A 20,178-nucleotide genomic window follows, 5' to 3' on the forward strand; every position below is an offset into this window, starting at 1 on the left:
TTCAGACGTTATGGATTACGCGATGTATCAAGCATGTTCTGGCTACGTCTAACTGGTCCGGGGCCTGCGTCGGTCGAAAAAGCCTATACACTGCATAAGACCGTTAGTGACCTGGATCACATCGACACCGATTATCTGGAGAGTATCGCTCCGTCTGTGGTCATTACCAATGCCTGCGCCCTTCTGAGTGGTGCTTTGATTGATCGTCTTCATTCGTTTGGATGTGAGATTATCAATGTACACAATGGCATAAATCCCCGTTACCGAGGAACCGGAAACATCTGGGCTGCATACGAGCGCAACTTCAAGATGACCGGCGTGACGCTTCATCATATTGATGCGGGTATAGATACAGGCGAGACCATTGCTACCCGCTATATTGATTTCATCGCACAGGAGACGTGTTTCAGGCAGATTGATGTTGTCGCCTTTGAGGAAGGCGCAAGAATGGCTGTCGAGTATGTTTTGGAGGGATCCGTAACCGGAACGAAAGGAGTTGCTGCACGCAGCCGCGCTTACACCTTTCCACGGCAGGGCCAGTATATCGCTGCGAAGGCACGATATAGTGCGGCACTGAGCGCCGATGCAGTTTGTCAGACATCTGAAATCTGGCAGAAATCGTTTAAGGATTTGGCATCCGAAGAAGACAAGGATGTTTATCAGCGTCAGCACTGGGGGGACTCTGGTACTATCGCTTCGCGGGATCAGCTTGTACGACAGATCGTTGATGAATGCGGACCAGGCCCCAAAATCCTGGACATCGGTTGTGGTGACGGGCGGTATCGTAGCTTTTGGACCGGTAGCGATTATTGGGGCTGCGATTTTTCATTGGAAACAATGAGCTTAGGTGGCAAGCTGGTGCCTTCAACTACCCACTTACAGTGCCCAGTCCGACCAGGTGCAGAAGTTCTTAGCGATGGTGACGGAAATCATTTTGTAGAGGCGGCCGTCGATGCGATGCCTATCGGGGACGCTCAGATGTCTACTGTACTTTGCGTGGGTTTGTTCCAACATCTTGATAACACGGGCGAGGCGGCGGATGAAATTTTGAGGGTGCTGGCGCCGGGTGGCCAGTTAATTGTCAACACATTGAGACAACCATCGTGGTTTGAGCTCTTTCCGCTGCGACTGCTTGGCTTGATGAAGAGGGATCTTGGTGCCCTTGTGTCGGCGATTAGCCGACAAGACTACTTTTGCGATATCGAAATTGCTGGCACAAAACTCGCACGCCGCTATTCAGTCGCCGAGTTGTCTTTGCTTTTCGCTCCGCAAGCTGTGGTGAAAGCCGTCCATTATGGTGGACTCGGGAGAACTCGCTTTTTGTCGCGTGAAATCACGATTGTATTTGAGAAAAAGCACCGCTAGGCGTATTTTATGTTAAATGAGGCACTAGGACAGGCGGTGCGGCTTTCAAAAGCCATATTGGGCTATGCGCAATTACTTGGCGGGCCAGAGAAAAGCTAGAATTCAAGTCTATCGGCTTAGGCGTATGTTGCCAATAATAGGCATAGGCGGGGCTTTCGATACAGCCCCAACGTTGTTTGAAAAACAGAAGTGGTGCATCACTAGGTGCTGAGGAACCAAAGCCGAATGTTTGCGCTTCAGCTTCAATGGCCAGAGAAATCGCATGATCCAGTATGAGTGATGCTAAATCACGCTGGTCAAAGTCTGCCCGCATTGCTCCCCAGCAATAATCCCATCGCTGGCTGTCATGTAGCAAGAACACCCCGCCGACCACTCGCGAATTTTCTCGCGCCAATAACAGTGTACTATGACTCTCAATCTCAAGAAGACGCTGATACAGCGAAAGAGGCTGGCAAATCATCCGGTGCTTATTCCGGTATAACTGTAACATCAAATCGTACCATTCGTTCAGATCATTCGGATCTCGACTGGTACCGATCTCTAACTCGGCTAGTTCTCTCCGAGCTTTGTTCACCTTCGTACGATGACGTTTTTTGTAGCTTTGCCGCTGTTTTTCAATCGTGGAAGACAGCGGCACTTCGCTGACAATTGAAAAGATGGTTTCCGCTAGCTCATGCTGATTAACTACATCTCCATCCAACCGATCTAGCGTCTTGTATTCAGCATAACAGCGCGGGCCTTTGGTTTTGGCCAAAGAAATCAAGTGTTTCACTGCGGCCTGTTGTGAACCTTCCCCTGTGAGCGGTGGATAGAAATTGAAAGGTGCACTTGTAATTTTATGACCGGAAAAAAACGAATGGCTTGCAAAGGCCGGAACCCCGGTAATACCGGTTTCGCTCATTACCGATTGATGGAGCGGTTTGATTTTATAAACGTGCTCCAGCACCGACACAAATTCGCGGGCATTCATATAGGAGCCGGCTTGTGCTTCTGTGAAGAATTCAACCAGACTCATTGGGTGTCTTCCGTTTTATGCCGTTTGCCGTGAATCTGCCAAATTCTCTGATAGAGATCCCGGAAGTTGAACCCATCAAATACCAGAATGTACAGAAGCAATAAGATATTTGGCACTAGCACGATCAATCTCAGCATCAAGCCGTGCACCAAACCCTCGACGACGGGGATTCCGTATGTGCTCAAGGCGAGAGCAATAGCAAACTCATAAGTTCCAATTCCACCAGGAGTCACCGTTACAAATAGACCCAGCGCTCCGGCTATGAAAACCAACAGTACCGCCAATGCGCCGATCTGAGCAGTTGTTCCTTCAGTGTTCAAATGCACGAGGTAAACATAGAAAATAAGGTAGGAATTGGCCCAGACGATGACAGATAAAACGCCCGCCTTCGTAAGAACAGGGGTAGAGTTGGTCAAAGCGTACAGGAACTGAATGGTCATCCGTTTCAATCCGTCAAAGGGCAAATTTTGAACGGCGCGAACCAATGCGTTTGGCGCAAATATCAGTAGTGAAAACACAAGCACAAGGGTCACGGCCAGCGCGGAAAGCAAGGTGGTGCTCCCGATCAGTGCCTCGTCTCGGGCGGCTCCTTGAGCAAAGATCAGTATAGCCAGCATTCCGAGAAGGACAAAAACGTCGAGAGCGCGCTCATAAAATAGGATAGAGAATCCCTTGGATAGCTCAAGAGAGGCACGCTCAAGCAGATACACGGGCTTGACGAGGTCTGATAATCTGCTTGGAAAGACAATTAAAAGTGAGGCAACAAGCGCTATGGATTTGCTCCCGGTGGCAAGGCTTACGCGCCCTTCGCTAAGCACTTGCATTCGCCACGCAGCGCTTATCAGCGACACCCCGCTGACGAGGACCGACAAGATAAAACCTCTGATCGGAACAATGGTGTAGTCTTCCTGCCAGAGTGTCCGAGTTGCCCAGATGATCAACAAACCAAGCAGCAATAGTGCGATGCTAATGCGAAGGACTGGCCGGTTTTTGGGTGCTTTCGTTACGAATCTATTGTGAGGCATCGCGCTTTGTCAGACGAGCGTAAATCATGAAGCCTGCGTGCTTATCGAGAAACTTGTGTAAGCCAAGAGGTATCGGGAAAGGTAGCGCCCGAGCCGGAAAGAAGTGATAGAAGATCTGGTCAATTTCAAAATATGGAGACAGCAAATCGACAAATTGCTGTTTCGAATAGGATTTTCCTATGGGGTTCTCGGCGCCGTCATAAAGCCGGACAATTTCGTCAACATCAGAGTTGTTCATTATGTCTTCGCGCCCACGTCCTTTGAGACCACCGCCCAGCTTACTGACGATCCATCCGCCATATCGCAAAATCGGCCACATCCGGATAAACAGATTTCGGTAGTAGACCGAGATCATCGCGGTGCCGCCAGGTTCAAGGACACGAGCGATCTCTCGCACGCAAGATTCTGTATCGGGCGTGTGATGGATTACTCCCTGACAATTCACATGGGTAAAACTCGCGTCGGGGTATGTAAGCTTTTCCGCGTTTTGCTGGCTCGCCTCGACTGTCAAACCATAAATTTCAGCGCGTTTTTTTACCAATTGTACCGCCTGTTCGGTCAAATCCGCCGAACTGACGTGTTTGGCACCCCTATTTTGCAGTTCTACAGACCACATGCCGGGACCACAGCCTAGGTCCAGAACGTGCTCATTCGTCTGCGGGCTTGGGAATAAATGATCGGGCAAAGCACCGGCAAAGCAATCATCAATCACGACCTGACGATGGTGATCAAAAAAAGCCTTCGTCGCAGGCTCATGTTCGGATTCACCGGTGAACAAGGGATTTGCTTCCCAAAAATCGCGGACGTCATCGATGGTTTTATTCTGACTCATTTCCATGATGCCTCCAATTGAACCATTGAATATTGGTTTTGGTTCCGGACTTACTTGATATCAAGGCGCATATGCCACGTCTCTTCCACCTGGCGCAACCATGCTTCAAGGCTAAGTAGCATCCAAATTCGGTGGCTGGGCAACTCGTCCAGCGGGCGAAATTTCCGCTTCAGACTTCTTTGGTAATCATGAACCACAGCCTCAAGGTACTCTGGCCTGAATAGCCGTTGCAGAGGGCTGTCTTTTGCAGTTAGGCGCTTGGTCATCCAAGATTGCATCGGCCCTCGCAGCCAATTGCGCAATGGTGTTGGGAATCCACGCTTGGGCAATTGGTATAGCTCACTGGGTAAAAGGTCGCGGGCACCACCTTTGATGATTGCCTTCAATTCTCCGCCTGTCAATTTGACGTCGGATGGAATCGAAAGCGAAAGAGCAATCATCTTATTGTCGAGCATTGGAGTTCGAGACTCGAGCGCATGCGCCATCGAAATCTTATCTTCCACCACCAATAAACCCGGCAGGTATATCTTGAAATAGGTGTAAATTAGCTGTTCGTACAAACTGTGTGCTTTAGCGTTGACCTCCTTCAACTTGGACGCCGGGTCATGGGGCTCCAAGGCGTTCCAGGCATTGGGCTGCAAAACGCGAGCCTGATGTTTGCGTGAAAACAAAACCGGAAGCAAATAGCGCCCTTCTCCTCCGCGCAGCATCGAAAGCGTAAAGTAGCCAATGTGTGGGAGCTCGGACATACGGATCGAGCGCAGCGCAAACCAAGTCTTCCTTAAGCTGCGGCGGAAACCGGATAGCACCGCGGCAAACTTGAAGACAGGGTAGCCGGAAAAGAGTTCGTCACCTCCATGTCCGGTAAGGATCACCTTGCATTTTTGCGCAGCAGCTTGTGCAACCAAATACTGCGGAAGTGCACCCATACCCATTTGGGGAGCGTCAAGTGCATAAGCCAGATTATCCATCTCTGCCATCGCACAATCTGGAGTGATATCCACACCTTGATGCGGGGCGTTAATACTGTCAGCAACAAGCGCGGCCCCTGACATCTCATCGTACCATCCACCTTCGGGGAAACGCCCGGTAAAAGTCAGTGGTGGGGTCGGCAATAGCGCGGCTGCGGAACTGGCTACTGCCGAACTGTCAAACCCTGCACTGAGATAACTGGCAACCCCCACGTCGCTCATCAGGTGTCGCTGTACACTTCCCTTTAAGGTATTTTGAAAGCCCATGGAAGCTTGCACGAAGTCAATTTCGTTGTTTGGAGTAACGCAGAGCTCCCAATAGTGTGTCTGCGTTACGTGATCTTCAGAGACTTCGAGAAAACAGCCAGGCTCAAGAAGCTTGACATCCTGAAAAAGCGTCGTTGAACCGAACTGGTTCTGGTAGGTCAGGTATTGAGAAAGTCCTGTTGGATCAATTGGCCATTCTCGGGCATCGATAGCGCCAAAGAGGGCCTTGATTTCAGATGCGAACAGAAACTCGCCCAACCGGGTGCTGTAATAGTATACCGGTTTGATACCCATCCGGTCACGAGCAAGGATGAGACGTTTTCGGGCAGGCTCCCAGATGGCGATCGCGAACATTCCGTTTAACTTAGAGAAGGCATCCGTTCCATACTGTTTGAATAGGGGCAGAATAACTTCGCTATCGCAATCGGAGTGAAACACATGACCAAGCGCTTGCAATTCGCGACGTAATTCAGGGTAGTTGTAAATCTCTCCATTGACGACACTGCTCAAGGTGCCGTCGGTGCTGTGCATTGGTTGGCTTCCCGCATCGGTCAGATCGACAATCGCAAGGCGCGTATGTCCGAGAGTAATATCGTTATCCGACCACATTGCCTGTCCATCGGGTCCACGATGCCGCAGGCGTGCCATCATTCCATCAACCCGAGTTTCACGGTTCTCGGGTGTCCCACGAGCAAAATCTAGAATACCACAAATCCCGCACATATCCTGTTACTTATCTTCTAGGTCTTTGAGACGAGCGCTGATCCGGGATAGCAGGACATAGTTCTCTTCAAAATTCTTCCGATTTTGTTGAGAAATGAAATAAAACACCATGAAGATAAAAAGTATCACCGATGAAATGAATACTAAGAACAAGGTAAGGTACCCGTTGATCAACGTTTCGCGGAGCGATTCGTAGAAGGAAAATGCCTCAACTCCCATTCCGCCCCAGATGTAGATAGTTAGAAAGTTCTTGAGAAGGATCACCAAGCCAACAAAGATGACGCTTGAAAGGAGCACCGTGGGTACAAACAAAATCAGTCCCGGTCGCAGCAGCCAGTTATAGACCAAGTGTGACGCCATCGTGCTGGACATCGAAACAAAAGGTAACGATGCAATAAAGCCTTTTTTAGCGGCTTTTCCACGATCCCGATCGCGCCATTTCAGCAAGGCGGGAACCTCGACAATCTTCAGGTTGCCTAATCGCGCTTTTTGTAGGATCTCTAGGTGTAAGTCTTTGCCATCATTAATTAACTCCATAGCATTGATGGCCTCGCGCGTATAGCCGCGTACGACGCAGGTCACGGTTGCAAATTGCCCATTGAGGCTGGCCGACAGAATTTTGTTTCCCCATTTTGACATCAATGCGCGCGAAGTTGGCACATTCTCGACACCACCACCGGGCGCATACGCCGAGGCCAAAGAGATATCTGCAGTGCCATTCTGCAATGGCTCAAGTAATGCAGGAATGTGTGACGGGGCGTAAGAAAGGTCGGCATCAAGACAGATCACAACCTTCCCTAAAGATTCATCAAAACCGGTCCGAATAGCTTTTCCGCGCCCCATGTTGCGTTTGTGATGTGTGACCCGAACTCGAGCGTGCTCTTGTGCATAGCTATCAACAAGATCACCCATGCCATCAGTTGACCCGTCGTCGACGACCAGAATCTCGTAGTCGAGATCTGGCATATTCTTCTTAAGCCAGTCCCGAAGTTCTGTTAGATTTCGAAGGATGATCTCGCTCTCGTTAAATGCGGGGACAAGAAGTGACAACTCAGGAGTAGCAAAGTCCTGCGGCATATCTGCGTATGTCATATGGGGTCTTTCAGCAAGTCGGAATTAGGATGCATTTAGGCTGGCCACGTCGAGAACGAAAAAGGTATCATTCTCGAATACTGGTGTATAGCGCGGACCATCCACGGCGTGTTCTTTTAGGTATACAAAATAATCGATTTCATAGTCACGGACCATGTTGGTCATCCAGTCTAGGTCCTGCGCGTAGTATATCCTGCGTGCAATACTACAGACATTTCGAAAGTTCCGTCGGATACTTGATGGATCCTCCTGCAACATTTTGCGACTATCGATACCGATCCTTTTAGCACGCGCCAACCCTTCGTCGAAATTGTTCAAATTCCCTGAGTAGAGCCATCCATTCTTGAGGAATTCTTGAATGCTACCCCAAGAGCTGCGCTGCGAGAAATCACGCCAACCATATGAAATACAGGGATCGGTCATGAATAGATCGGTTGGGTCAGAGTTGCTCTGCGCCCATAGTTGTACTTCTTTGTATTCCGATGCCGTGGTGCGACGGTTTTCTGTTAGCGTGTAGCGTTCAGTGATCCATAGATAAGACAGAATCATGCTGATTAGCAGAATGCTGAGCGCGGTCAGCCGCGCCAGCCAATTCGGCAAATGCCACAGCTTAATTGAGGTAGCTGATTGAATGAGGATTAATGCAACCCCAACTAAGGATAAAGCAAAGAGCCATGGCGTACCGAAATATCTAGCAAACGACAATTGATATCCCGCATGAAAGTGAAGGGCCAGCAGTAAGGCTGGGGGTAAGGCAAACAGGACAACCGCCGTTTCGTAGGACCACAACTTAGGTCGGTGCACAATGGCACCGATGACCGGACTGGCATAGAGAAGCGCAAGCACGATTGAATATGGATATTTCTGAAACAGCGCTGTCGCGAGAAAAGCAATGCCAATCAAAACATACCCATAATTGCCGCCCAGCAAATCGCGAAACAGACGATGAACTATGATCGGTAGTAAAAGCAGCGCACCAAATGCACTTAGTCGCTGAGGTGATATCTTTAGTAGTTTTACACTCCACTTATGTTCGGCTGCCAGCAAGCCAAACAAACTAACGATACAAATTACGGAAATCATCACCAGGATCTGCTTGCGGCGCAGATCACCCAGTTCGGGCGTGCGCCTCAATGCCTCGACACCTACCAAAACAAGCCCCATGAAGGGCAGAAGCACCCTGTCCGGGTTTGGTAGAATCATGCCCAAATCGGACAGATACCAATGAAAGTTGAAGAGGCGACTAAACTCGATATACTCAAATTCAGGTATTTCTGGCCCCGTCAGTGATTGTGACGCGATGAATTCAAAAAACCAGATCGCAGAAAATGTGACGGATACAACAGCCGCGATCCACGGTGTCGGCCGTTTCAACTCGGACTTGTCAATCAGGAAAGCAAAAAACAGAACCGGAAGGGTCAGCGCTGTCATGGACGGATGGATGGTAAAGCCGGCCATCAGAAGGACCGCCATCAACACATATCTATGGGTCAAAAGCGCGCAAAGCGCCGCTAGTCGCAGCATGTCGGCAAAAACGTAGAATTGCCCGACCAAGAATGGTGTGCCAAATCTTGCAAGATCAATCTGGCGGGCGCTACTTGCTAAAAAAAGGATGGCAAGCAGAACAAAACTGTACGGAAGCGTTTGCGGTAAAAGTGTTCTCAGGATCAAAACAGCGCCAGCGATCAATAGCACGACTTCGCAAGCGATCATCATGTACATAGCGACGATAGGCTGAATGCCTAGATAGCTAGCGACAAAGGGATAAATCCAAACAAGCAGTGAATTGCCGATAAAGGCGGCACCACCAGGGTAGTCCTTAGAGAAGTTCTCAGGGTAAAGTACCGAATTCGCGAAATCCACGGCCGAGAACCCACCCCAAGCTACAACGAGGTCTAGTTCAAGGAAATAGGTGTGCCCAAGGTAAGCGAATACCGCCAGAGCGGTCATACACAGCCATATAACCGCGAACTCATGACGTTGCATTAGGATTTGCCAAATTTCATAGAGACCCGCAAAGGGTTGCCAGCGCAGGTTTTTTCATGGAGGTCTTTCACGGTGTCGGAACTGCGATCAGCAAGGGTGTGCTTCCGTTCTATATCTGCTAACTGGGTGCTGTTCTAGTCCTTTTTGTGAGACCCCTCATGTCTAATAATGTGGTTGTCCAGTTCGTCTTGCAAAGTGCTGAGCGCTATTGTGCCGAGGCGACGAAGGATGCCCTGATTGACCTTCCAATACCGACTACTTCAAAGCCATTCGATTGGCCGCTTGTCCGCATTTGCCTGCCGGACTGGGCCGCGGATATTGGTGTCGGCCAGCCCTCGCATCTGATGGCGCCAGCCTTTTGTGTAACAGGTGAAGGTGCGGACTGGGAGTGCTGCGATTGGTGGCGTGCTTGTTTTTCATTTCTGACTTGCGAAGCTGAACGCCATTACGAACAGAGAATGGGCCCCTGTCATTCCTATGCCTATCGGCTACCTAAGACACTTACATCACTCTGGGACCATGCTTGGGTAAACCGTATTCTACTTTTTCTGCGGCGCTGGGCTGCCTGGAAGGCAGGGCGAAACGAAGCTGATATGTTTGGTGCGTTACGTGGGGCGGAAATTTTGCTCACGCATGATGTTGATGCATTACAAAAAACCTTGCCAATAAGGATCAAAGCGCTGGCCTTTGACGGGTTCAACGCCCTTAAGCTTGCACGGCAAGGTGCGCTTCGTGACGCTGTAAAGCGATTGGTCAAAGGGACTGGTTTTTTCTTGCGTCCGGCCGATTATAATTACTTGGCGCATATTGCTGCCCTTGAGCAAAGTTTCGGACAGGTCAGCACATTCAACTTCCACGGTGGGAAATCGCGACGGATACGCGGGCCAAAACGCTATCTGATGGATCCCGGCTATGATGTGACATCTCCGTCAATTGCACATGAGTTGCGCAAATTGGCCGCGAACGGCTTTACGATCGGAGTCCATCCATCCTTCGACGTGTTTGCCGATGCAGGACAATTGCGCGCCGAAATGGATCGCATACGCTCAGCAACAGGTTTGTCGGTCGTAGAAATCCGCCAGCATTGGCTGCGCTTCAGTTGGGCAGACACCTGGCGGGCGCAAGAAAAGGCGGGGCTATTGCGTGATACCACATTAGGTTTCAATGATCGCCCAGGATTTCGCAATGGTGCAGCAATGTGCATACCGGCGTGGATAGCACCAGAAAAGCGCGCCTCAGAGCACTTGCGTAGTATACCCATGATCCTTATGGATTCACATTTGTTCGATTATCATGTTTCAGACGAGCAAACGCGACGTGCCACAATCGATCGGTGGTTGGGCGAGGTGAAAGCCGTGCACGGGATCGCCACGGTGGTCTGGCATCAGAGAGTGTTTCACCCTAAGGACTACGGCTGGGGGGACGACTACACCTATCTCCTGTCTCGCCTGCCTGGCTCCAAGGAAGATCTTTAATGATAGACAAGGTCCATTGCCCATATCTTCAACAGGTGCACAGGGCGTTGCCACGACTTCTGGCACTCTTTGACACAGATCCGCTTTCGCCAACGCTTGGTATGGGTGATCGAACTTATTGGGCTTGGAAACTCAAGGACTTTCCCAATGCCACACAACAAGGTGCGGTTAACGGGCTCGCGCGGCTTGTCTGCGCGGATCTCCTGCCGGATGGGATTAGCGCGAGATCGGTGATCGAACGGATCATACAGATCATCCACGGAGCGAATGAAGCTACCGATCGTAACGGATCACTATCTGAAGCGCTTCCAAATGAAGGGTCATTTTGCGTCACCGCTCTTGTTGCTGCGGACGTCCTGACTGCGCTGGATCTGCTCGGCGACCGACTGACTGCACAAGAGCAGCAAGCGGTCGAAGCCGTCGTCGCGCCGTGGATTGCATTTCTGCATCGCCAAGACGAGTTTCACGGGATCATATCAAACCATCTCGCCGTTGCGGTCCTTGCGCTGGTAATGTGGGAAGACCGCACAGGCGAAGACCAAAGCGTACGTGCGAAGGAGTTTATGAACCGAATTCTGCAGCATCGTTCGACCGAAGGCTGGTTCCGTGAGTATAATGGGGCTGATCCGGGCTATCAAAGTTGGCTTATGAGTGCGCTTGCCGAGGTGCATAAGCGGCGCCCTGATTGGGCACTTGGTGATGCGTTGGAACAAGGATGTACTTTTTTGATGCATTTTGCACATCCCGACGGGTCATACGGCGGAGTTTATGGCAGTCGTATGACCCGGTTCTGCTTTCCTGCCGGATTTGAGGCGCTTGCCCACGAAATGCCGTCAGCACACAGCATGGCGATTTTTGTTCGCAACTCGATCTCTCGTCATGCACTGGTTACGCTGGATACTATGGATGCCCATAATTTGGTTCCGCTATTCAATGATTACGTCTGGGCAGCTGTTGAGCGGCGCGCCAACAGCTGCCGCCCAACCCCCTTGGGCCTTCCCGCCACGCAAGCCGGCCTTCGGGTTCATTTTGAAGATGCTGGATTGTTGATCGACGTAGGGGAGACACACTACACCGTCATCGCCACAAAGAAAGGTGGCGCCTTGCTTCATTTCCAAAACGGCATAGCTGTCCGCGAAGACGAGGGCACAGTTTGTACCAAACGTGGGTCTGCGCCTTTGACTTCGCAATACCTGGATCAGAATTCCGAACTTCAAGTTCTGGATGCTACGGTGCAGATTTCATCAGATCTACGGCCAGCACGTGCACAGTTACCAACTCCTTTCCGCTTTATCATTCTTCGAATACTGTCACTTACCTTTTTCCGCACTGTCGCATTGGGAAATACGATCAAAAAAGCGCTCGCTGCCTTCCTTGTCACCAAAGTGCCTAAGGCGAAGGGTAGAGTTACACGGTTGATAACCCTTGGTCACGATCTGAACCTGCAAGATACGGTTCAAGCACCTGCCGGTTACAAGCAAACCAAAGCCTCTAAATTCAGGGCGATACACATGGCCAGCCAAGGATATTGGCAAAGATCGGACGATACCCGATGATTCCGCGTTTCAAGGCGGATTTTGGTGCCGCGGAGCTTCGTGCTGCATTCAGCCCATTACTTGGGCGTGAAAAGGAAATCGCAAAGTTCGAATTAGATTTTGCTGGGCTCTTTGACCAGCGGTATGCCATTGCAATGCCTTATGGGCGCACTGGCCTGATCATGCTGCTGAAAGCGTTTGGTTTTGAAGGAGACGAAGTGCTGTGCCCATCTTACACCTGCCTTGTCGTTCCCGAAGCGATCGAAAAAAGTGGCAACCAAACTGTATTCGTCGATTGCTCGGCTGCCGACTACAACGTGGATTTTGATCTGCTGGAAGAAGCAGTCGGCCCACGTACAAGCGCCTTTGTCGCAACCTCGATTTTTGGACATCCCATAAATGCTAAGAAACTAGCGTCATTTCGTGCGCGTCATCCGCAGATCAAAGTAATCCAGGACTGCGCCCACAGCTTTGCAGCCGAGTGGGACGGGGAATCGGTGGTGGCAATGGGTGATGCGGCCTTCTTCGGACTCAACATATCCAAGACGATGTCCTCGATCTTTGGTGGCATGGTTACAACAAACGACGTGGCGCTTGCCGAACGCCTGCGAGTGCTTTGTGCCGAGCAGATACGCGCCCCGGGAGTAAAGAAAAACCTTGCACGCAGAGCTTATGTGCTGGCGGCTTGGACCGCATTCACCCGTCCGGTATATGGTGCAGTAAACTGGCTTGAGCGTATTGGCGCCTTAAGTAAGTTCACAACCTACTATTCTGAAGAAACCGTTATGATGCCTTCAGACTATCTCGACGGGATGACAGCTATAGAAGCGCGGGTCGGGCAACTGCAATGCGGCAAGTACAAAGACATTGTCGCGCATCGGCGTGCGGTCGCGAAGATATATTTTGACGCATTGTCTTCGACTGAAGCAGAGGATTTTATCCTGCCACCCAACCTTGCTGGCGCCAGTTACTCGCATTTTGCCGTTCGGACCAAATTCGCACCCGCCCTCATTGAGGACTTGCGTAAGAATGGTGTCCAATTGGGGCATCTCATCGAATATCATTGCCCTGATCACCAAGCATTTAATGCAAGGCGCTGCATCGGCCCACGTCATGCTGCAGAATGGCCAGGAACCATGATTAATTTGCCATTGCAGCGTGATCTCAAGCCAGCTGAGGCGTTAGAAATCGCAGAATTGATCACGGGTAGTTTGCTGAGATTACGTGCAGAAGCCCCGAGAACCTGCGTGTTAAAGTAAGTTCGATCCAGAAGTTCTTGAAGATTCAATAAAGCAACCAGCGTGGGACGATTGACGCTGAGCGTCTTGCTCGCTTTGCGCAGTTTGTACGAGAGGTGACCGCAGAGCGCATTCGAGACAAGATTGCTGCTTCCAAACGAAATGAGTTGTGGATGGGTTGAGATGCAGCCTGCGGATACCTCGCAGATGGAAGATCGCTGCTAAAGATGGATGAAAAAGAGGCAGAAAGGCACTTCTGATGATGGCATTCCATCCGTGATTTGTGCAGTCAGGGCTGATAGAAGGCGAACTTCAATGGAACAGCGCTGAGAAGTTCGCGGGTTTCTGAGTAGAAGCTGCTTCGCATCCCAAGGGTTCAGCCCCGACAGGCAAATCAAATCATCGAATGTTTCCGGCGCAACTGCGGGCGCGGTTGTCCACGATCAATTGGGACAACAAAGGTTTACAACACACTCACTATGCTGAATGACCGAGTACGCTGGCAGATCGTCTTCGGGGCGTTTCAATGGCTCGCATAGCGGATAAGAAGGCGTTGTAAGAGCTCTCTGCCAAACTTGGAACGTTCACAGCACCGAAGTATAACCAGACCTTGATTTAGAAATGGCGATGCTGCGTTGTAGCAGGTTGGAATGGCATAAATTGCTATCGAATCGTTCTCGGTCGATCAATATCGAGCAACGCGGACGCCAGCGTTAAAGCCGCTGACAGCGATACCTCAAAACCAGACTTATTGAAAATCAGCAGCACTTTAGCGCAGAATCTGTGACTAACTTGCTAGCAGTAACCGCAAGTGTAACCCCCCAGCCCTCATTGGACATACACTACGGCCAGTTAATTCCCCTGATTACGAGCTTCCAGCCGTTCAAGGTTTACAACCGTCGAAAGCATAAGACGATCATGGCTCCAATCCTGAGTTTGACGAACCGAGGCCGAACCAATTGCAAGCACAACAACAAGGGAAAGCGCCGACCCAACGAAAATAGCCGACAATTGGGTCGTCGTCACTGGTGCATCGGTCAGGGCGATCACACGCTGTCGCAGAACATGCTTTGCTTTCGGCCCGTTAACCAAGGCCACATGAAGAATGCGAGGGCTTTTTAGCTTAACCGATCGTGTGCAGTAGTCCAGTAAACAGGCGGTATAGTCGGTCGCGTCAATCCCTTTACGCGAGACGACAGACTGATCGCAGGCCAATTCGCGAAGCCGGTCAAACTGATGCTTCATAGCCAGATAGGCCGGGTTCCAGAACAGCAACGGGCGTAAAAGCTCGAAACCCAGTTCCCATTCCACGTCCAATGCGCGGATGTGCTGAAACTCGTGCGCCAGAGCAAAGCGCAGATCGCGTGGCGAGTTCAGTAGATGGCTGGGCAAAACAACGTGGCGGCGGCGAAGGCCGCGTACTGCAAAGGGTACGGTCACGCGATCCGAAAGACGAATGTCCACTTTGGCCGATTGTCGCCATAGAAAGCTGGAGCTTACAGCGTTGCGAATTGCAAGCGCGTTGAGGGCAACCCGAATTGCCAGAACAGCCGCCACCAAAACCAGTGTAATCAACGCACAAGTCACAAAAACAGAGCCGCCTGACATGACATGATCAACCCAGCGTTCGCGCGTGTTCAGAAGGGTTTCGAACTGCGCAGCCGGCATTGCGATTTCGCCGCGCAAATAGGCTGCCACTGCGATATCCCCCAGCGCAACAACCCGTCCGGGCCATACCTGAGCAACAAAACCCGAAACACCCATCGCCAGAACCGGGCTGAGCATAACGCCGATGCAGAGTATCTTGAGCGAACGAAGCTGAGCAACAAAGCCGTACCGCATGGGCGTCAGCGCAAGGCCTCCGCGCACGGCCAGCCAGATCAGCGCCGACAATCCAAGCACTATGTTGAACTCGAGAAACGCATCGAGAACCGGTTTAACCGCTGTCATTTTGCAGTCTCCTCTCTACCAGTGCTCGAATCTCCTCTAGATCATCTTCTGTCAGCCCCTCATCATCGACCAGCCTTGCCACCAGAGTTGCGGGCGTGTCGTCAAACAGGGTCCGGGACAAATTCTGCAACGACCGCGACTGATACCTGTCCTTCTCCAGAAGGGGTCTGTAGATCAGCGACTTGCCGTTCTTCTCGCTTTCGACAAAGCCCTTTTCATCAAGAATACGCAAAATTGTGGCTCCGGAAGTGTAGGCCAGATTGCGATCAGGTGGCAGGCGATCAAGGACTTCACGGACCGAGCCCTGACCAAGCGCCCAGAGTTCGTTCATGAACTCAAGTTCCACGTCGGTCAGAAGATTTGTTGTCTTTTTCTTTCGCATCGATCTCGGTGTCGCCATTATTTAGTATGCCTGACAGACAAGCATCCTTTCGCTGTTTCTCAAAGCTTAAACTTTCCAGAAGACGAAGACGCCCCAACCGATGGACAGGAAAAGAGGCGTCCATACAGGTTGGCCTACCAGCCCAAGCCAGGCCAGGAAGATATAGGTCGAGCCGAGCAGTGTTATGAACAACCGATCGCCCAACGTGGTTGTCAGACCAAGTACACCGCGACGTTCAAGGCCGTCGCGGAACTTGAACCCTTCCAATAGTCCAATTAATGCGATGGCCGCGAAGATACCCACGAATACCGCCAACGTCGCCGGGGTCCAGGCCATCCAGAAATCAGGCCAAAGAGGGGCGGTCCACGAGAATCCCTTTTCCTCTTGCTGGCCAACATTGCCCCATCCGGCTTGCTGGGCGAATGCCATCGAAGGCAGGAAGGGGAGGGTGAGAAGAAGTCTACGCATATCGAACCTCACACACGGCCCATCGCGAAACCGCGCGCGATGTAGTTGCGGACAAACCAGATGACAATGGCACCAGGGATAATGGTCAGTGTTCCGGCTGCTGCCAGCAGACCCAACTCATACCCCGCGCTGGAGGCGGTGCGGGTCATCACGGCGGCGATGGGCTTGGCCTCGACCGCGGTGAGGGTCTTGGCCAGCAGCATCTCGACCCATGAAAACATGAAGCAGAAGAAGGCCGCGACGCCGACACCCGCTTTGATGTTGGGCAGGAAGATCGTCACGAAGAAGCGTGGGAAAGAATAGCCGTCGACATAGGCTGTCTCATCCAATTCTTTCGGGATGCCGCGCATGAAGCCTTCGAGAATCCAGACCGCCAGCGGCACGTTGAACAGCGTGTGCGCGAGCGCCACGGCCAGATAAGTGTCGAACAGGTGGATTGACGAATAGAGCTGGAAGAAGGGCAGCGCGAACACCGCCGCTGGCGCCATCCGGTTGGTCAGCAGCCAGAAGAATAACTGCTTGTCGCCCAGAAACCGATAGCGCGAGAACGCATAGGCCGCTGGCAGCGCTACACAGACCGACAGCACCGTGTTGATCGTCACGTAGATTATCGAGTTGATATAGCCCCAATACCACGTCGGATCGGTGAAGATGGTAATGTAGTTCTCCAGCGTGAAGGTCTGGGGGAACAGGGAAAAGCCCGACAGGATCTCGTTCGTGGTCTTGAAGGACATCGCCACCAGCCAATAGATTGGCAGCATCAGGAACGCGATATAGAGGATCGGGATAAGGGACCGCTTCTTCATTGCGCGTCATCCTTTGTCATCAGAGTGTAGAAGACCCAGCTGACCAGCAGCGTGATGGCGAAGTAGATCAGGCTCATCGCGGCCGCAGGGCCAAGGTCGAACTGTCCCAGCGCGATCTTCACAAGGTCGATCGACAGTAAAGTGGTTGAGTTGCCGGGGCCACCGCCGGTCAGAACGAAAGGCTCGGTATAGATGTTGAAACTGTCCATAAACCGCAGCAGAACGGCGATGGTCAGGACGGTTTTCATCTTGGGCAGCTGAATATAACGGAATACTGACCAGGGGCTCGCGCCGTCGATCTTAGCAGCCTGATAATAGGCATCCGGGATCGACACGAGGCCGGCATAGCACAGCAGCACGACCAATGAGGTCCAGTGCCAGACATCCATCACGATGACCGTGATCCAGGCCGACAAAGGTTGCTGCGTCATGTCATAGTTGATGCCCAGGACGTCATTCAGGAAGTACCCCAGCAAGCCGATCTTGGGCAGAGTGAAGATATTCCACATCGAGCCGACCACATTCCACGGGATCAGCATCGGCAGGGCCATCAGGACCAGACAGACCGGCACCCAGAACCCTTTGCGTGGCATGGAAAGCGCCACGATGATACCAAGCGGCACCTCGATCAGCAGGATCAGAAAGGTGAACAGGAACTGCCGTCCCAGAGCCGCCTGAAACCGGTCGGAACGCAGGATCTGTTCGAACCAGCCCAGTCCTTCCCAGAAGAACTGGTTGTTACCGAAGGTCTCCTGCACCGAATAGTTGACCACCGTCATCATCGGCACCAGCGCATTAAACGCGACCAGCGCCAGCACCGGCAGGACAAAGAACCATGCTTTTTGGTTTTCCGTTCTCATTGCGTCCGCTCCTCGGTTGCGATCCAGCCGTCGCGGTAGACGCGAGATTGTTCGGGTTTGAATTGCAGGTACACATGTTGGCCAGGGTTGGGCGCATTGTGTTCTGCTACGGCTTTCACCGGCGTATCACCGACCATGGCACTGACCACATAGTGTCGCCCGATATCTGCGACCTTGGTGACATGGGCAGGGATGCCGGTTTCGCCAAAGCTTATATATTCAGGCCGGATACCCAGATCGGTGCGGCCTCCGTCACCGTGGGTCTGGCCTTCCAGCATCACTTCATGGCCTTCGAATAGGGCCCGATCGCCCTTCGCTTCGCATGGCAGCACATTCATGCCGGGTGAGCCGATGAAATGGCCGACAAATGTGTGCTGAGGGCGCTCGAACAGTTCCACAGGGGTGCCGATCTGCACGACTTCGCCCTCCTGCATCACGACAACTTCGTCCGCGAAGGTCAGCGCCTCGGTCTGGTCGTGCGTGACGTAGATCATCGTGGCTTTGACGCGCTGGTGCAGCTCTTTCAGCTTGGACCGCAGTTTCCATTTCAGATGTGGGTCGATAACAGTCAGCGGCTCATCGAACATCACCGCGTTCACGTCGTCGCGCACCAACCCACGACCCATCGAGATTTTCTGTTTGTTGTCCGGGCTCAGACCTGAGGCCCGGGTATTCAACATATCCGTAACGTCCAGCATTTCTGCAATCTCATCGACGCGACGTTTGATCGTTGCCGGGTCAACCCCCCGGTTCTTCAACGGGAAGGCCAGATTTTCGCCCACAGTCATCGTGTCGTAGATCACCGGGAACTGGAACACCTGCGCAATGTTGCGTTGATCTGGGGGCAAGGCAGTAACGTTCTGACCATCGAACAGAATCTGTCCCTCGGAAGGCGTCAGCAACCCCGAGATGATGTTCAGCAGCGTTGACTTGCCGCATCCTGATGGTCCCAGCAGCGCATAGGCCCCGCCGTCGCGCCAGGTGACGTCGATTTCCTTCAGGGCGTAATCCTGTGGCCCCTTGGGATTGGGGAAATAGCTGTGTCGCAGGTTTGCAAGCTTGATCTGTGCCATGTCAGGCTATCCTTTTGCCGTCTTGGCCGAAATACCGGCAATGGGCCGGGTTCATGTAGAAGCTGTGGTCTTCACCCACCTGATAGGGATGGACACCCGAGGCCAGGGATACCCACGCCTCATCCCCATGTTGGAAGTGCGCGCTGGAATCCGAGCCCGAAAGCTCGGTCACGATGACACGCCCGGTCAGCTCCACGTCGGCGTCGGAAGAGCGGAACGGGGTCACCCGGTGCGGACGCACGGCGACCAAGTAGTCACCATCGGCTATGTCGGTGACTTTCCAGCCACCACCGCCGACCAATTGCGCCTGCGCATCAGACACAGTGATGCGCGCCACATTGATGGGCGGGTCAGAGAACACACGAGCTGCAGAGATGTTCTCGGGGTTGCGATAGATATCTGAGGTGGGGCCAAATTGGGTGACGCGTCCGTCCTCCATCAAAGCGGTGTAGCCGCCAAGCATCAACGCCTCTTCCGGTTCCGAGGTGGCATAGACCACCACGGCCCCGCGCCCGGCGAACAGGTCGGGCAGTTCTTCACGCAGTTCTTCACGCAGCTTGTAATCGAGGTTGGCCAGTGGTTCGTCAAGAAACACTGCGCGGCTTTCCTTTGCAATCGCGCGGGCCAGCGCGGTACGCTGCTGCTGGCCACCTGACAACTCATGCGGACGGCGCTGTAGCATTGGGCGCAACTGCAGCAAGTTGGCGGCCTCTTCGACGCGGCCTTCGATTTCGGATTTTGCCATCCCCGCCACGCGTAAGGGCGAGGCGATGTTGTCGAAAACGGTCATATGCGGGTAGTTCACGAAGAACTGGTGTACCAAACTGATCTGCCGCTTTTGCGTGTTCAGCTTGGTGACGTCCTGCCCGTCCATCAGAACTTTGCCCGAGGCGATCGGGTCCAGCCCTGCCATCATCTTGATCAGCGAGGTTTTGCCCGACCCCGTAGCGCCCAACAGCACATTGAAATGGCCAGTCTTGAGCGTCAGGTTCGTAGGCTTGATATGGATGACATTGCCAACCCGTTTGGTGGCGTCTTTAAGTTCGATCATGTCCGTGGGTTCCGGTCCTTCAGTGCGTCGCACTGGCCTTGGGGTGGGGATGCCGCACACGGCA

The 20,178-nt window shown here is 52.3% G+C and carries 17 protein-coding genes and 1 pseudogene; 5 read left to right on the forward strand and 13 right to left on the reverse strand.

Annotated features, from left to right (window positions below):
• Positions 1–33: 33 nt before the first annotated feature.
• On the forward strand, positions 34–1,365 hold the full coding sequence (locus ACR0AU_RS10005) for a formyltransferase family protein (RefSeq protein ID WP_480795635.1): 1,332 nt from the start codon (positions 34–36) through the stop codon (positions 1,363–1,365).
• Between the two features lie 7 nt (positions 1,366–1,372).
• Here the strand turns inward: ACR0AU_RS10005 and ACR0AU_RS10010 are convergent, their stop codons facing one another.
• The 6 genes from ACR0AU_RS10010 to ACR0AU_RS10035 are packed head-to-tail and all read right to left on the reverse strand — an operon-like array spanning position 1,373 to position 9,240.
• A complete protein-coding gene (locus tag ACR0AU_RS10010; protein WP_170733052.1) occupies positions 1,373–2,380 on the reverse strand; it encodes a GNAT family N-acetyltransferase in 1,008 nt (335 codons plus the stop codon).
• Positions 2,377–3,336, reverse strand: a complete 960-nt coding sequence (locus tag ACR0AU_RS10015) for a lysylphosphatidylglycerol synthase transmembrane domain-containing protein (protein ID WP_480795636.1) — start codon at positions 3,334–3,336, stop codon at positions 2,377–2,379. The genes ACR0AU_RS10010 and ACR0AU_RS10015 overlap by 4 nt, the downstream gene beginning before the upstream one ends.
• A gap of 55 nt (positions 3,337–3,391) precedes the next feature.
• The gene (locus ACR0AU_RS10020; RefSeq protein ID WP_170802033.1) at positions 3,392–4,243 is read right to left on the reverse strand and encodes a class I SAM-dependent methyltransferase; all 852 of its coding nucleotides are present in this window, start codon (positions 4,241–4,243) and stop codon (positions 3,392–3,394) included.
• 44 nt (positions 4,244–4,287) lie between these two features.
• Complete coding sequence (asnB, locus tag ACR0AU_RS10025) at positions 4,288–6,198, reverse strand: asparagine synthase (glutamine-hydrolyzing) (protein ID WP_170733049.1); 1,911 nt, start codon at positions 6,196–6,198, stop codon at positions 4,288–4,290.
• A 6-nt stretch (positions 6,199–6,204) separates the two neighbouring features.
• The gene (locus tag ACR0AU_RS10030) at positions 6,205–7,290 is read right to left on the reverse strand and encodes a glycosyltransferase (RefSeq protein WP_170733048.1); all 1,086 of its coding nucleotides are present in this window, start codon (positions 7,288–7,290) and stop codon (positions 6,205–6,207) included.
• A 24-nt stretch (positions 7,291–7,314) separates the two neighbouring features.
• Positions 7,315–9,240, reverse strand: coding sequence for a hypothetical protein (locus ACR0AU_RS10035; protein WP_480592791.1), 1,926 nt, complete (start codon positions 9,238–9,240; stop codon positions 7,315–7,317).
• Positions 9,241–9,434: 194 nt separating this feature from the next.
• On the opposite strand from ACR0AU_RS10035, the gene ACR0AU_RS10040 reads away from it, so the two are divergent.
• From ACR0AU_RS10040 to ACR0AU_RS10055, 4 genes and pseudogenes are all read left to right on the forward strand, one after another.
• Positions 9,435–10,751, forward strand: coding sequence for a polysaccharide deacetylase family protein (locus ACR0AU_RS10040; RefSeq protein ID WP_480795637.1), 1,317 nt, complete (start codon positions 9,435–9,437; stop codon positions 10,749–10,751).
• Positions 10,751–12,307 (forward strand): hypothetical protein, encoded by a 1,557-nt coding sequence (locus ACR0AU_RS10045; protein ID WP_170776238.1) that lies wholly within the window; start codon positions 10,751–10,753, stop codon positions 12,305–12,307. Before ACR0AU_RS10040 ends, ACR0AU_RS10045 begins: the two co-directional genes overlap by 1 nt.
• Positions 12,304–13,545, forward strand: coding sequence for a DegT/DnrJ/EryC1/StrS family aminotransferase (locus tag ACR0AU_RS10050; protein WP_170733044.1), 1,242 nt, complete (start codon positions 12,304–12,306; stop codon positions 13,543–13,545). The genes ACR0AU_RS10045 and ACR0AU_RS10050 overlap by 4 nt, the downstream gene beginning before the upstream one ends.
• Before the next feature lie 24 nt (positions 13,546–13,569).
• Positions 13,570–13,703: pseudogene (locus tag ACR0AU_RS10055) on the forward strand (recombinase family protein); the annotation flags it as partial.
• A 673-nt stretch (positions 13,704–14,376) separates the two neighbouring features.
• Here ACR0AU_RS10055 and ACR0AU_RS10060 read toward each other — a convergent pair.
• From ACR0AU_RS10060 to ACR0AU_RS10090, 7 genes are all read right to left on the reverse strand, one after another.
• Positions 14,377–15,474 carry a M56 family metallopeptidase gene (locus tag ACR0AU_RS10060; RefSeq protein ID WP_170401969.1) on the reverse strand — a complete coding sequence of 366 codons (1,098 nt, stop codon included), beginning with the start codon at positions 15,472–15,474 and terminating at the stop codon, positions 14,377–14,379.
• Positions 15,461–15,856 carry a BlaI/MecI/CopY family transcriptional regulator gene (locus tag ACR0AU_RS10065; protein ID WP_008759241.1) on the reverse strand — a complete coding sequence of 132 codons (396 nt, stop codon included), beginning with the start codon at positions 15,854–15,856 and terminating at the stop codon, positions 15,461–15,463. The genes ACR0AU_RS10060 and ACR0AU_RS10065 overlap by 14 nt, the downstream gene beginning before the upstream one ends.
• A gap of 66 nt (positions 15,857–15,922) precedes the next feature.
• Positions 15,923–16,324: a DUF2160 domain-containing protein gene (locus ACR0AU_RS10070; RefSeq protein WP_170401966.1), complete on the reverse strand. Its 402-nt coding sequence runs from the start codon at positions 16,322–16,324 to the stop codon at positions 15,923–15,925.
• A gap of 8 nt (positions 16,325–16,332) precedes the next feature.
• Positions 16,333–17,130 (reverse strand): carbohydrate ABC transporter permease, encoded by a 798-nt coding sequence (locus ACR0AU_RS10075; RefSeq protein ID WP_058280831.1) that lies wholly within the window; start codon positions 17,128–17,130, stop codon positions 16,333–16,335.
• Entirely contained in the window at positions 17,127–17,990 is an 864-nt protein-coding gene (locus ACR0AU_RS10080; protein ID WP_170392846.1) for a carbohydrate ABC transporter permease, read from the reverse strand. Before ACR0AU_RS10080 ends, ACR0AU_RS10075 begins: the two co-directional genes overlap by 4 nt.
• Positions 17,987–19,063, reverse strand: a complete 1,077-nt coding sequence (locus ACR0AU_RS10085; RefSeq protein ID WP_170733043.1) for an ABC transporter ATP-binding protein — start codon at positions 19,061–19,063, stop codon at positions 17,987–17,989. The genes ACR0AU_RS10080 and ACR0AU_RS10085 overlap by 4 nt, the downstream gene beginning before the upstream one ends.
• Position 19,064: 1 nt before the next feature.
• A complete protein-coding gene (locus tag ACR0AU_RS10090) occupies positions 19,065–20,114 on the reverse strand; it encodes an ABC transporter ATP-binding protein (RefSeq protein ID WP_480795638.1) in 1,050 nt (349 codons plus the stop codon).
• Between the last annotated feature and the right edge of the window lie 64 nt (positions 20,115–20,178).

It is taken from the genome of Ruegeria sp. CG1 (assembly GCF_056537265.1).

Excerpts from the sequence above, each read along its gene's own strand:
- ACR0AU_RS10065 (WP_008759241.1), bottom strand. The coding sequence starts at position 15,856 with ATGCGAAAGAAAAAGACAACAAATCTTCTGACCGACGTGGAACTTGAG.
- ACR0AU_RS10090 (WP_480795638.1), bottom strand. The coding sequence starts at position 20,114 with ATGATCGAACTTAAAGACGCCACCAAACGGGTTGGCAATGTCATCCAT.
- ACR0AU_RS10080 (WP_170392846.1), bottom strand. The coding sequence starts at position 17,990 with ATGAGAACGGAAAACCAAAAAGCATGGTTCTTTGTCCTGCCGGTGCTG.
- ACR0AU_RS10035 (WP_480592791.1), bottom strand. The coding sequence starts at position 9,240 with ATGACCGCTCTGGCGGTATTCGCTTACCTTGGGCACACCTATTTCCTT.
- ACR0AU_RS10050 (WP_170733044.1), top strand. The coding sequence starts at position 12,304 with ATGATTCCGCGTTTCAAGGCGGATTTTGGTGCCGCGGAGCTTCGTGCT.
- ACR0AU_RS10060 (WP_170401969.1), bottom strand. The coding sequence starts at position 15,474 with ATGACAGCGGTTAAACCGGTTCTCGATGCGTTTCTCGAGTTCAACATA.
- ACR0AU_RS10085 (WP_170733043.1), bottom strand. The coding sequence starts at position 19,063 with ATGGCACAGATCAAGCTTGCAAACCTGCGACACAGCTATTTCCCCAAT.
- ACR0AU_RS10005 (WP_480795635.1), top strand. The coding sequence starts at position 34 with ATGTTCTGGCTACGTCTAACTGGTCCGGGGCCTGCGTCGGTCGAAAAA.
- ACR0AU_RS10020 (WP_170802033.1), bottom strand. The coding sequence starts at position 4,243 with ATGGAAATGAGTCAGAATAAAACCATCGATGACGTCCGCGATTTTTGG.
- ACR0AU_RS10070 (WP_170401966.1), bottom strand. The coding sequence starts at position 16,324 with ATGCGTAGACTTCTTCTCACCCTCCCCTTCCTGCCTTCGATGGCATTC.
- ACR0AU_RS10075 (WP_058280831.1), bottom strand. The coding sequence starts at position 17,130 with ATGAAGAAGCGGTCCCTTATCCCGATCCTCTATATCGCGTTCCTGATG.
- ACR0AU_RS10010 (WP_170733052.1), bottom strand. The coding sequence starts at position 2,380 with ATGAGTCTGGTTGAATTCTTCACAGAAGCACAAGCCGGCTCCTATATG.
- ACR0AU_RS10045 (WP_170776238.1), top strand. The coding sequence starts at position 10,751 with ATGATAGACAAGGTCCATTGCCCATATCTTCAACAGGTGCACAGGGCG.
- ACR0AU_RS10030 (WP_170733048.1), bottom strand. The coding sequence starts at position 7,290 with ATGACATACGCAGATATGCCGCAGGACTTTGCTACTCCTGAGTTGTCA.
- asnB (WP_170733049.1), bottom strand. The coding sequence starts at position 6,198 with ATGTGCGGGATTTGTGGTATTCTAGATTTTGCTCGTGGGACACCCGAG.
- ACR0AU_RS10040 (WP_480795637.1), top strand. The coding sequence starts at position 9,435 with ATGTCTAATAATGTGGTTGTCCAGTTCGTCTTGCAAAGTGCTGAGCGC.